Raw genomic sequence first — 11191 nt, forward strand, 5'->3', positions numbered from 1 at the left:
GCTATTCCCAAAATCAGTATAGCATAGTCCCCTCCCACCAAAAAGATAAGATCTCTGCGGTTCTGTTTGATTTTGGTTGGTTTTATTTGTCATTGCGAGGAGGCGTAGCCGACGTGGCAATCTGAGAGGTGAGGTATACCCTTCCCCACACACAGATTGCTTCGCCTTCCGCCTGTAGCGGAATGGTCTCGCAATGACACCGCCAACCAAAACCGAATAATATCATTTCAAATAGGCATTGACTTTTTTGAAAATTGAGGATATAATTTTCAAAAAATATAGGTATTACTTCGCTGAATACCAAGGCAATATAATGAGCCGTTTCATAGGTATATATAAGGAGGTAGAATATGCGTAAGAAAATCCTGTGGGGTGGGGGAATCATCGGGCTAGGAGTAATACTAGCCTTTATTATTTCCGGCTGCACCGGTGGCCCAGCAGCGGAGCCAACCGTCACTGCTGAGAATTGCGCGAACTGCCACAATGAGAGCACCCTGGTTCTGGCCAAGAGGTTACAGTGGGATATGTCAACTCACGGTACGGGTACGGCTTATGGAAGGAGCACCAGTGCCGGGTGTGCCGGGTGCCACTCCAGTGAGGGCTGGGTAGCTCGAATTGCCGCTGGCATTAGCAACCCGGATAACGTCCAGCAGGGAGTGACCAACCCGACACCACCCAACTGCCGTACCTGTCACGATATTCATAACACTTATACTGAAGCGGACTTTGCCCTGAGGACCACAGAGCCGGTAACTCTATATGCCAGTGGCGCCACCTTTGACATGGGTGAAGGTAACCTCTGCGCCACCTGCCATCAACCCCGGCGGGAAATGGAAGCAGTTGATGGCGTAGTCAAAGTAGACTCTACTCACTGGGGCCCTCATCATGGCCCGCAGTCCACGATGCTTCTCGGTATTGGAGGCGCCGGGGTTTCCGGCGGTCCCAGCGGCCATTATATGACAGTAACAGAAGGCTGCCCGGTATGTCATATGGCTAACGACAGGCATGAAATGCAAGCTGCTGTAAGCGCCTGCCAGAGTTGCCACAGTGGCCTGACGAACTTCGACTATAACGGTGTCCAGACTGAAGTTGAGGGACTTCTTCAAGAGCTGGCAGAACTCCTGATGGCCAAAGGCATGCTGGCGAGCGCGTCACATGAGCCGTATCATGCAGGGATAGCACTATCCGACCTACATCCGGTAGTCGGCAATTACCCTGAGGCGCAGGCTGCCGCCCTGTGGAACTTTATCTACATATCCGTCGAAGATAGTAGCAAGGGTGTCCACAACTCGAAATATACAATAGACCTCCTGGAAAGTTCGATAGCCGCCCTGCAATAAACCACCGTAGAGTACTGGCACTTCAAGAAGGGAGACCCCCCTGAAGGTCTCCCTTCCTTATTGATTATCATCAAATCCAGTCCGCCAATACGCCTGTCATATCTTTTCCTGGTCATAGACCTTGTTTACTTTAGTGCCGTGTCTTACTCACCAGTTTCATGGTGGGCTGGAAGAGGCGCTGATTAATAGACTCGCTACCGTCGTCCGAGTCTACCTCTCACTCCTTCAGTAACACTATTTTTGATGCAACCATATCAATGTCAGTAACTTTTATTATGAGGCAATGCGCGTACTTTACCGGTGGGCCGGGTTGTGCTAAAATAGGCTGCTTTACCGGAAACACTGCTTTCCTGGAGAGAAGTTAGCTCCGGTTATTGTTACCGGCGGGGTTTATCCCGGGGCATGGAGCGGGTTACCTAAGCACTCTCATAGATATGACTTTAGCGGAAGGGATGTCACACCAGGTATTACGTATTATTGATGCCAACCTGAACCGGATTGGTGAAGGACTCCGTCTTCTTGAAGAAATCGCCCGCCTGTTGCTTAATGACGCCGCGCTCACTGAGCAGCTTAAGGTAATGCGCCACGACCTGATAAGGAGTGACTTTTCATTTAACCGGCAGCTTTTACAGTCCCGGGATGCGGAGAGTGATGTCGGCGCTCACCTTGAAGTCCCCGGAGAAGAGAGGGGAAGGGAACTGCCGCTGGTGCTGGTGGCAAACTCGCGGCGGGTACAGGAATCACTGCGGACACTGGAAGAGCTGGCTAAGGTACCCCCGATTATACCGGAACTGGACCCGGCCAAGTTCCAGAAAGCCCGGTTTGACACCTACACCATAGAACGAAAGCTGATGTCACGGCTGCTGCGCCAGGATAAAGCGAAGCTTATCGCCGGGCTTTACGTGATTATTGACACGCAGGCACTGAAAGGGCGCAATCCCGTTGAGGTGGCACGTCAGGTCATCGCTGGCGGCGCCCGGACCATCCAGCTGCGTGATAAAGTGCTCGGCAAGAAGGAGTTGTTACCTGTCGCCCGCCAGCTCAGAGACCTCTGCGCTGAGCGCAACGTCCTTTTCATCGTTAACGATTACCTGGACGTGTCCATGGAGGTTGATGCTGACGGGCTGCATGTCGGGCAGGATGACCTGCCGGTAAAAGTGGCCCGCCGGCTGCTGCCGATAGACAAAATCCTGGGCGGTTCAGCCCGTACCCTGGAACTGGCGGCGGCGGCTCAGGCGGAGGGAGCTGACTACATCGGCGTCGGCTCAATGTACCCCACCTCAACCAAGGAAACCGCCGAGGTGGTGGGACTGGACAGGCTGCGCCAGATGAGACAGGCAATATCTCTGCCGCTGGTGGCGATTGGCGGCATTACCCTGGAGAATGTGTCCAAGGTCATGGCGGCTGGCGCTGACGCGGTGGCCGTCATCAGCGCCGTGCTGGGCGCTGAATCACCGGAAGAAGCCACCCGGAAAATGGCCGGTACTCTGGAAAAACAAAAGTGAGTGGTCTGACGGATAACCTGGATTCGATTGCCGAGCAGATACGGTTGAGCTTATCAGCCAGGGATGCGGCCCGGGAAAAGGTGATGCCTCTCTGCCGTGAGGTAATTCGTTATTCCAGCCGGGCTATACGGGCGGTGCACCGCCAGGAATTTGACCAGGCCCGGGAATCGCTCCAGTCTGCCCGCAGTTTGCTCGACGAGGTTGAGCAGACTGTGACCCGCTATACCGAGCTTGGCAATACCGGCTTTGTCCGGGATGCGCAGAAGGAATTCGCCGAAGGGAAAATTACCGTAGCCCTGGTCACCGGAAGCTTACCCCCCGGCCCTGATGATCTCGGTGTTGACGTGGCGGCTTACCTCAACGGTCTGGGAGAAGCCGTCGGTGAGTTGCGACGCTACCTCCTGGACAGCATGAGGCACGGTGACCTGTCCCGGGGTGAAGAACTGTTATCTGCCATGGATGACGTATATAATGTCCTGGTTACCATGGACTTTCCTGACGCCATAACCGGCGGGCTGCGCCGCACCACTGACATGGTGCGCGGGGTTCTGGAAAAGACCCGCAGTGACCTGACGCTGGTTATCCGTCAGATGGGACTGGAAAAACGTCTGGAAGAAAGGGAAGCGGGCCTGCCTTAAGCAACATTGGTTGGTCAGGAAGAGAGGAGTTTGATGGCCGTTAATCCGGTTAAGAATAGAAAGGAGTTGAAGTAATGCCGATAGTAATCGCGGTAATCTCAGGGGTGTTAGGACTGGTGGTGGCCGCCTTCATGGCTGCCTACGTCCTGAAACAGGACGAGGGGTCGGCCCGGGTACGGGAAATCTCAGCGGCTATCAGTGAGGGGGCTATCGCCTTCCTCGGTCGCGAGTATCGAATACTGGCTATATTTGTGGTGGCGGTGGCGGTTATTCTGGGACTGGTCCCTAACCTTGGCTGGCTGGTATCACTGGCTTTTGTTTTCGGGGCTTTCTGCTCGGGTCTGGCGGGCTATATTGGTATGCAAATCGCCATCAGGGCTAACCGCCGCACCGCCGCCGCTGCCCAGAAGAGCTTAAATCAGGGCTTACGGGTCTCTTTCCGCGGCGGGGCGGTGATGGGAATGTGCGTGGTCAGTATCGGTATCCTCGGTTTGAGCATCCTCTACTTTCTTTTCCAGGCTAATCCCAACTTTCTTTTCATTATCCCCGGTTATGGTTTCGGCGCTTCCTCGGTAGCGATATTCGCCCGTGTCGGCGGCGGTATCTTTACCAAGGCGGCTGATACCGGGGCGGACATCGTCGGAAAGGTAGAGCAGGGCATCCCGGAAGATGACCCCCGCAACGCCGCCGTGATTGCTGATTTTGTGGGTGATAACGTTGGCGATATTGCCGGCATGGGGGCTGACCTCTTTGAATCCTACGTGGACTCCATCATCGCCACGATGACACTGGGAATGATTGCCGCTTTCTCAACTACCCTGGGCAAGTCGCTGGTGCCGGATATGGCTACTGCCTGGTTCCTGCCGATGATAGTCGCCGCCGGGGGCATTATCGCCTCTATTATCGCCATATTCATGGTGCGGGTCGGCGAAAAACCGGAGATGGGAGCTTTACTCAATGCCCTCCGCAGAGGTACATTTTCGGCATCAATCCTGACGGCCGTTTTTGCTTTCCTGGGCGTACTCTGGCTCAAGGCTGATATCGGCATATTCTGGGCTATCCTCGTCGGGCTGGTTGCCGGTGTCCTCATCGGGGAAAGCACCAATTTCTTCACCTCTTATGCCTATAAGCCGACGCTCAGCATCGCCAAATCATCCCAGACCGGAGGCGCCACCCTGATTACTACCGGTTTTGCTAACGGGCTGATGAGCACCGTCCCGCCCGTCATTCTGGTGGTCATCGCCATTATCATCGCTTACTATTTCGCTGACATTTACGGCGTGGCTATTGCCGGGATCGGGATGCTCTCCACCCTGGGAATACAGGACGCTACCGATGCTTACGGCCCGGTAGCTGATAATGCCGGCGGTATCGTGGAAATGTCAGACCTCCCGCCACAGGTAAGGGAGCGGACTGATGCCCTGGACTCGCTGGGAAACACAACCGCCGCTACCGGTAAGGGGTTCGCCATCGGCGCCGCCGGGTTGACGGCTCTGGCTTTGCTGCTATCATACACCCAGGCAGCCGCCATTGACCTTGCCGGTATCAGTCTCCTTGACCCCCACGTTATTTCCGGTATTCTCCTCGGGGCGATGTTGCCGGCTGTTTTCTGCGCGATGACGCTGAATGCGGTGGGGAAGACCAGCTTCTCTATCATCAACGAAGTCCGCCGCCAGTTCCGCGAGATACCGGGGCTGCTGGAGGGGAAAAAGAACGTCAAGCCTGACTACGCCCGGTCAGTTACCATCTGCACCGATGCGGCGCTCAAACAGATGCTGGCTCCGGGACTGATAACGATTATTTCACCGGTGGTGGTCGGTATCGTGCTGGGTCCGCTGGCTCTGGCCGGTTTCCTGGTGGGAGCGATTGCCTGCGGTTTTATACTGGCGGTGACCTTTTCCAATGCCGGAGGTTCCTGGGACAACGCCAAGAAATGGATAGAGACGGGGGCTTTTGGCGGTAAGGGGTCAGACGCTCATAAGGCAGCTGTAATCGGGGACACCGTGGGTGACCCGATGAAGGATACTTCAGGGCCTTCCCTTAACATCATGATCAAGCTGATGTCGATAATCGCCCTGGTCATTGCGCCGGTACTGGCCGGGTTTGCCGGTCTGCTTTAGAGTCTCGTCAGGCAACAAAGATACTGTTAAAAGAGAGGGGGCTTTGCCCCCTCTCTTAAATCTCTCGAGGTTATTTGCCTGACCACTAGGCAGGACACTAAGGTACAGGTGCTTAACCGCGCAGAAACGGGTTCAAACGGCGCTCAGCCTCAATGGTAGTCTCCGGCCCGTGCCCTGGGTAGACGGCGGTATCATCGGGCAGTGTCATAAGTTTGCTCTGGATAGCACCAATTAACTGATCATAGCTGCCGCCACCCAGATCAGTCCGGCCGATACTGGAGTTGAACAGGGTATCCCCGGTGAAGACTGACTGCTCGGCAAGCAGGCAAATGCCGCCCGGCGTGTGGCCGGGAGTGTGGATGACGGACAGGAGCAGCTTGCCCGCTGTCAGGCTGTCACCGTCCTCAAGAAGACGGTCAGGAGGGGCTGACATCTCGACAGGTATACCCAGCATGGCACTCAAAGGACTGCTCGTCTGGAGAATCCCGGCATCATCGGCATGGATGGCAACCTCGGCGCCGGTGGCCTCTTTGACTTCCTGCACGGCGCCAACGTGGTCAATGTGACCGTGAGTTAACACTATGGCCTTTATATTCAGTCCCATGTCCTTAACCCTGCGTAAGATTCTACCGGCTTCAGCGCCGGGGTCAATTACTATTCCTTCCCGGCTGGTTCCGTCACTGACAATATAGCAATTAGCCGCGTATGCTCCTACTTCCAGTTTCTCGATAATCACTTTGCCTCCCTGTCTCGACTAGTTGGCGTTCCGGCAAAAACCGGTATTCCCTTTATTATTCCTAATCTTACCATCAAATGAATAAAGTTGGCTACAGAACGACCTTCTGTATTTGAAAAATTGACTGGAGTCCATGTCCCCCTATTCCATTAAAAAGGGAGGGAAGGATGGTTATGTTTGCATTTGGTGGTTTTGTTTGTCATTGCGAGGAGGCGTAGCCGACGTGGCAATCTGAGAGGTGAGGTATATTCTTCCCTACACACAGATTGCTTCGCCTTCCGACTCTGTCGGAATGGTCTCGCAATGACACCGCCAACCAAAACCGAATAATACCGGAAGGATTGACATTTGCCAGTTGGCGAATTATAATAATAAATATGGACAGTGATGACAAAAATCATCTCGGGGGAATAATCAAGCAGCAGCGAATCTCGTTGTCGCTGACACTCCAGGAGATAGCTGCCAGGTCAGGGGTGTCAGCATCCCACCTCGGCCGTATTGAGCGGGGAGAACGTTTCCCCTCCGCCCACATCCTCCAGAAAATTGCCAGGCCTCTGGGATTTGAGGAAGACGAGATCTTTACTCTGGCTGGCTACCTGTCCCCACAGTCATCCATGGTCGCCGAGAAGCAGCCGGGTTACACCACCGAAAGGCTGGACCCTTATGTCAGCAGAGTATTAGCCCAGGAACCGGTGGAAACGCAGCGCGCTGTTATCGGGATCCTGGCTATCCTGAAAAGCATCGCGAAGGGCACGGTTCGAGGCCAGGACTGACAGCCATTCAGGAACTGAAGCCGCCCGCTTGTGAATCAGTCCTTTTCTCTATGGTAGCCAGTCCGCTCACCATTTTGTAGTATTCTCAAACATAAACGGCTGCCACCACCGCCTCTTTAGCATTGTGGTCATCAAAAAAGACGGCTGCCACCTTCCTGCCCAGTGCCATCTCCGCCGCCGGTATGTTGCGGGCGACGGCAACACCTTCCAGATAGACCTTCTGGCTGCCGGCAAGCTGCACCGTAGCCGTATAGCTGCCCGAATCAAAACTCTTCAATATTCCTTTGCGCACATTCATTCCGACCTTACCATCTCCTCTCGATATTTTAACCTTGCCCCCTATCTTTTTATGAAGGGTTTTCCCTCAAAAGTGCCGTATCGATTACACTATCCCGAGCAATATTCTCTGCTCGTATTCACCCCTGCCAGGCTTGTAAACCGAGTTCAGTCCCAGCACCCTCTTCTTCTCCGCGCTGAGTCCGGCCCGGCTATCGGTGATATCAATGACATCATACAACTGCTGCCCGCAGTTGAGCGGTACCCGGATAGCGCCGCTGCCTGAGGCTATCTCAGCTTCTCTCAAGTAAGCCTCACCCCTCTCCTCAGCCCCGGTCACACTACCAATGTTCCGGTCTTCAATCCGGGCCAACCGGTCATAAAAGCTGTCTATTTGACTCCAGGAGAAGGAGTCCACAACCACCGGCGCATCTCCTGTGGAGTCGTAACCCTCAACCTGAACCCGGTTAATCTTCCAGCTTTCTTCACGGTAGCTACCTTCTAAAACAGGGTGCGTCTGCCCGTAGGAATAGACCGAGATGTCAGAGGACTGCGGGTTCACGACATAGGCTTTATTGCCTTCAATAAAGATTACATCCGGGACAAAAGAGAGCAATTTAGCAACGATGATGTCACCACGGTTACCGGCATGGAGCGCAAAGTCAGGATAGTATCCGGTAATAACCGATGACTGGGACTTTACCTCCAGCTTCAAGCCCGCCCTGGCCAGAATAAACTCGAGGATTTGTTTGACACTCATCTCGTTTGAGGACTTGTTCCAGCGAAACTGGTGCCTGGCTGTCCAGTGGTTTATCTGTCCCCAGCCATCAAGGGCATGGAGCCAGAGGCTGGCTTTGCCTCCGGAGCTGGTATACTCGCAGGCTTCCAGAATAAAGGTCTGCCCCGAGCTGACCTCATTTCCCTGGGAAGTAACATAGCCGGGGTTAACTTCCAGCTGGCAGCCGATAGCCAGCGGTGACGGCAGCGAGGCATAGCGCCCGTCATCATTGCGGAGTTCCACGGTCAGCTTACACTGGTCCGGGCCGACCTCCTGCCTTACTGACAGAACATCGGCGGTCAGGTCGGTACTAACCTCGCTCAAACTGGCCCGCCATACGCCATAGGGAGCGCACAGCCAGCAATAATCACCGTGGTGAGCAATCGCCAGTCCATATTCCGCGGACAGGTTAAAGGGTACCGGTTCCCGCCACAGGTTTTCCACGAAGCCGGCACCGGGAACGGAGCCGGACCAGAAGGGACGGTCGCAGGCTTCGGTACCGCTGAAACTCTCCACGTAAAAGCAGCGGTAGTCATCCGGTTTGGCCATGAATACCCGGTGGTAGACAAAATCACCGTCCGCGGGGGCCGAGGCGAACTCCTCAAGGGCTGCCCAGGTACCTGAAGCCACATCACCACCATCGCCGTAGACCAGGCTCCACAGTTTGAAATTTCCGGCTGAGTCCAGCCCGCTCACCAGCAGGTTCCAATCAGCATCATAGACCGCGGCAACACCGGAGAGGTCACCGGTAGTCTTGTCCCAGGCAACCTTCGACTGCCAGCTACCCCCGACACGCTTTTTCACGTAGAGGGTGGACTGGTCAGTGAAGAAAATAGCCAGGTCGCCATCAGGCTTATAGGCTGCCGCCAGCCCGTACACAGCGGTGGTGGGAGAGTAATCAATAAGCTCGGGGCTACCCCAGCTGGCACCATAATCAGTGCTCTTGATGCGCCTTATTTCCCGGCTGGAGTTTATCCAGAAAATGGAGACCTCAGCCCCCTGAGCCGCCGCGGCGACGACGATACAGTTATACTGACTGGCATAAGTCCAGCTACTGAAATCCGATGCAGGGCCGGGGTTAGCCACTCTCTGTCTGTACAGTTTCCGGCCATCACCGGGGGGCGTTATCCTGGCTCTGACCATGGAACCATCGCCGGGCATGGTCAGGGCATGGAAATAATCGTCCTCACTGCCGGTATACAGTCTCTCCCAGTCCAGCCTGACCATTCCGGCAATCATGTTCCTGGCTTTCACCTCAAGATAAGGGGTACGGGTCGCTTCCTTCTGGGCTGCCAGTAATGTGGATGTTAGAGTTCTCATCGCTAATTTGCCTCAAATCCCAAATGCTGATTCCTTAAATCTCAGGATTTAGATATTAGTATTTGGTGCCTTTCCTACGGCCCGTAATCGGTTGATTTAGCGTTCGATGGATAATAGGGTCTATAAAGAGAGCGAGTTCTCACCCGGTTTCTCCGTCCCAGCCGCTTCAGTTCCGCCTTAAAACAATTCAGTTTTTCCCTACCCCAGGCAAGGAACTCTGCAGAGGTCGGGCTGCCCCCGATACTTACCCGGTTGACGGCATAGATTGCCCACTCAACGGCGGCGTAACCGGTGGCGCCGGCGGCAAGCATATCTTCATACACGGCGGAGATAGTAGAGCTGGTAGCATCAAGGGTATGAAGTTTACCATAGTATATGTAAGCGTTGGAACCATCGGGCATCTCATCTCCAAGTAAGGTCAGGGTATCCGCCCAGAGGCTGAAGCGCTGGTATTTTTTGGGGAACTTGTCCACCGGGTACTCCACCGCTTCGACCACGATTCGGTCAGTGATGGTGGATAAAGCAATCTCTCTGGAGCCTGATGTGGTTGCTTTGGTTGTCTTCTGCTCATACGGGATAGCCTCTGAAAAGTCCTTCACCGCGTGAGCGATATGGCGGTCAAGTTCATTATCAGTCCAGCGATAGTTAGTCGCGTCCTCATCATGGAGGTCACGCCTGACGATGGCTCTCATATCAGCTAGATTCATACTTCTTCATCCTTTACTGTATTCTTCGGTTATCTGACACGGATGCACCGTACCTTCATCATGCGAGCAATTGTGCTTGCTTACCTTTCCTTTCAGGACAGGAATAGCATCGAGTTTATTCTTGATAAGGGTAAACAACTCGTCCATATCTGCCCTGTTCTGAAAGCGGATGGCCAGGCTATGGAGGGGGTGTCCTTCCTCATCCGTGCCGTTTTGCATGGACACCGCACCCCAGGTCTGCTTGCCGACGATGTTATTCTGTATGGCTGCCTCAAGTTCATTTCTTTTGGCTGGAGTTTCAAAGCTAAGATTGTGCATCACACAATATTTCATTATTGATACCTCCACTTGGTTGCCAGATAATTGCGCTGGATTTCAGCGGGAGTTAAAGCGCGGTTATAAACCACAACCTCCCCGATCAGCCCGCCGAAGAACCCCTGGTAAGGAGTATTATGCGCCCCCAGCGGAGCCTCCAGGTGAGCAGCCAGGTTCATGTCCGCCCCGGAAACGGCGGCCCCCATACTGACGCTGTTCAAATACCCGTAAACATTGCCCGACTGCCTGACGCCAGCTAAACAGTACCAGGTATTAACAACTATGGGAACTGACTGTGCCTTGATGCTGCCCGCGCCATTCCTCCAGTGGGCGTAGACGGCACCGCCGCCGATATAGGACCCCCAGGCATACGCATTCTCACCGGTACGGTTTCTAAAGATAGCCTGCGTATCAGTGACATTATCAGCGTTAAACCAGACCAGAAAACTCAAATCCCCGGTACCTACATTAAAAGCGGGGATAGCCCCGGCGCTGACAACATCGTCAGATTTATCAAACCCCCTGCCCTTTGGCCTCCATAAAGCGCCGTTAACAGTACATAAGTGCCCGAAACTCTCCCGGGACTTAAAAGAGGCACCGTCCATCTCATAGAGGGGCAAATAAAGCACCAGACTGGAGTCAAAGATAATATCCATTATTCTCCTCACGAGTAGTTCGATTAG

General features: G+C 54.2%; 11 protein-coding genes. 5 read left to right on the forward strand and 6 right to left on the reverse strand.

Annotated elements, in window-relative coordinates; all coding sequences use genetic code 11:
- The first annotated feature begins 350 nt into the window (after positions 1-350).
- The 4 genes from Q8Q07_07470 to Q8Q07_07485 all read left to right on the forward strand — a co-directional run bounded on the left by Q8Q07_07470 (position 351) and on the right by Q8Q07_07485 (position 5603).
- Positions 351-1340: a hypothetical protein gene (locus tag Q8Q07_07470; protein ID MDP3880123.1), complete on the forward strand. Its 990-nt coding sequence runs from the start codon at positions 351-353 to the stop codon at positions 1338-1340.
- Positions 1341-1774: 434 nt separating this feature from the next.
- The gene (locus tag Q8Q07_07475) at positions 1775-2845 is read left to right on the forward strand and encodes a thiamine phosphate synthase (GenBank protein MDP3880124.1); all 1071 of its coding nucleotides are present in this window, start codon (positions 1775-1777) and stop codon (positions 2843-2845) included.
- Complete coding sequence (locus tag Q8Q07_07480; protein ID MDP3880125.1) at positions 2842-3483, forward strand: haloacid dehalogenase; 642 nt, start codon at positions 2842-2844, stop codon at positions 3481-3483. Before Q8Q07_07475 ends, Q8Q07_07480 begins: the two co-directional genes overlap by 4 nt.
- A 74-nt stretch (positions 3484-3557) precedes the next feature.
- Complete coding sequence (locus tag Q8Q07_07485) at positions 3558-5603, forward strand: sodium-translocating pyrophosphatase (protein ID MDP3880126.1); 2046 nt, start codon at positions 3558-3560, stop codon at positions 5601-5603.
- Between the two features lie 112 nt (positions 5604-5715).
- Here the strand turns inward: Q8Q07_07485 and Q8Q07_07490 are convergent, their stop codons facing one another.
- A complete protein-coding gene (locus Q8Q07_07490; protein MDP3880127.1) occupies positions 5716-6339 on the reverse strand; it encodes an MBL fold metallo-hydrolase in 624 nt (207 codons plus the stop codon).
- A gap of 377 nt (positions 6340-6716) precedes the next feature.
- Between Q8Q07_07490 and Q8Q07_07495 the strand changes: the two genes are divergently transcribed.
- The gene (locus Q8Q07_07495) at positions 6717-7112 is read left to right on the forward strand and encodes a helix-turn-helix transcriptional regulator (GenBank protein MDP3880128.1); all 396 of its coding nucleotides are present in this window, start codon (positions 6717-6719) and stop codon (positions 7110-7112) included.
- An 85-nt stretch (positions 7113-7197) separates the two neighbouring features.
- Here Q8Q07_07495 and Q8Q07_07500 read toward each other — a convergent pair whose 3' ends face one another.
- From Q8Q07_07500 to Q8Q07_07520, 5 genes are all read right to left on the reverse strand, one after another.
- Positions 7198-7410, reverse strand: a complete 213-nt coding sequence (locus Q8Q07_07500; GenBank protein MDP3880129.1) for a hypothetical protein — start codon at positions 7408-7410, stop codon at positions 7198-7200.
- An 84-nt stretch (positions 7411-7494) separates the two neighbouring features.
- Positions 7495-9486: a hypothetical protein gene (locus Q8Q07_07505; protein ID MDP3880130.1), complete on the reverse strand. Its 1992-nt coding sequence runs from the start codon at positions 9484-9486 to the stop codon at positions 7495-7497.
- A gap of 74 nt (positions 9487-9560) precedes the next feature.
- Positions 9561-10193 (reverse strand): hypothetical protein, encoded by a 633-nt coding sequence (locus tag Q8Q07_07510; GenBank protein ID MDP3880131.1) that lies wholly within the window; start codon positions 10191-10193, stop codon positions 9561-9563.
- Positions 10194-10199: 6 nt separating this feature from the next.
- Positions 10200-10526: a hypothetical protein gene (locus Q8Q07_07515; protein ID MDP3880132.1), complete on the reverse strand. Its 327-nt coding sequence runs from the start codon at positions 10524-10526 to the stop codon at positions 10200-10202.
- Positions 10526-11191 (reverse strand): LamG domain-containing protein (locus Q8Q07_07520; GenBank protein MDP3880133.1); only part of this gene is annotated, 666 nt, incomplete at its 5' end. The genes Q8Q07_07520 and Q8Q07_07515, both read right to left, overlap by 1 nt.

This window comes from Dehalococcoidales bacterium (assembly GCA_030698765.1).
GTDB lineage: Bacteria > Chloroflexota > Dehalococcoidia > Dehalococcoidales > UBA2162 > JAUYMF01.

What these genes read in the sequence shown, in the direction of transcription:
- Q8Q07_07470 (MDP3880123.1), top strand. Translation starts at nt 351, where the DNA reads ATGCGTAAGAAAATCCTGTGGGGTGGGGGAATCATCGGGCTAGGAGTA.
- Q8Q07_07475 (MDP3880124.1), top strand. Translation starts at nt 1,775, where the DNA reads ATGACTTTAGCGGAAGGGATGTCACACCAGGTATTACGTATTATTGAT.
- Q8Q07_07515 (MDP3880132.1), bottom strand. Translation starts at nt 10,526, where the DNA reads ATGAAATATTGTGTGATGCACAATCTTAGCTTTGAAACTCCAGCCAAA.
- Q8Q07_07495 (MDP3880128.1), top strand. Translation starts at nt 6,717, where the DNA reads ATGGACAGTGATGACAAAAATCATCTCGGGGGAATAATCAAGCAGCAG.
- Q8Q07_07485 (MDP3880126.1), top strand. Translation starts at nt 3,558, where the DNA reads ATGCCGATAGTAATCGCGGTAATCTCAGGGGTGTTAGGACTGGTGGTG.
- Q8Q07_07500 (MDP3880129.1), bottom strand. Translation starts at nt 7,410, where the DNA reads ATGAATGTGCGCAAAGGAATATTGAAGAGTTTTGATTCGGGCAGCTAT.
- Q8Q07_07510 (MDP3880131.1), bottom strand. Translation starts at nt 10,193, where the DNA reads ATGAATCTAGCTGATATGAGAGCCATCGTCAGGCGTGACCTCCATGAT.
- Q8Q07_07505 (MDP3880130.1), bottom strand. Translation starts at nt 9,486, where the DNA reads ATGAGAACTCTAACATCCACATTACTGGCAGCCCAGAAGGAAGCGACC.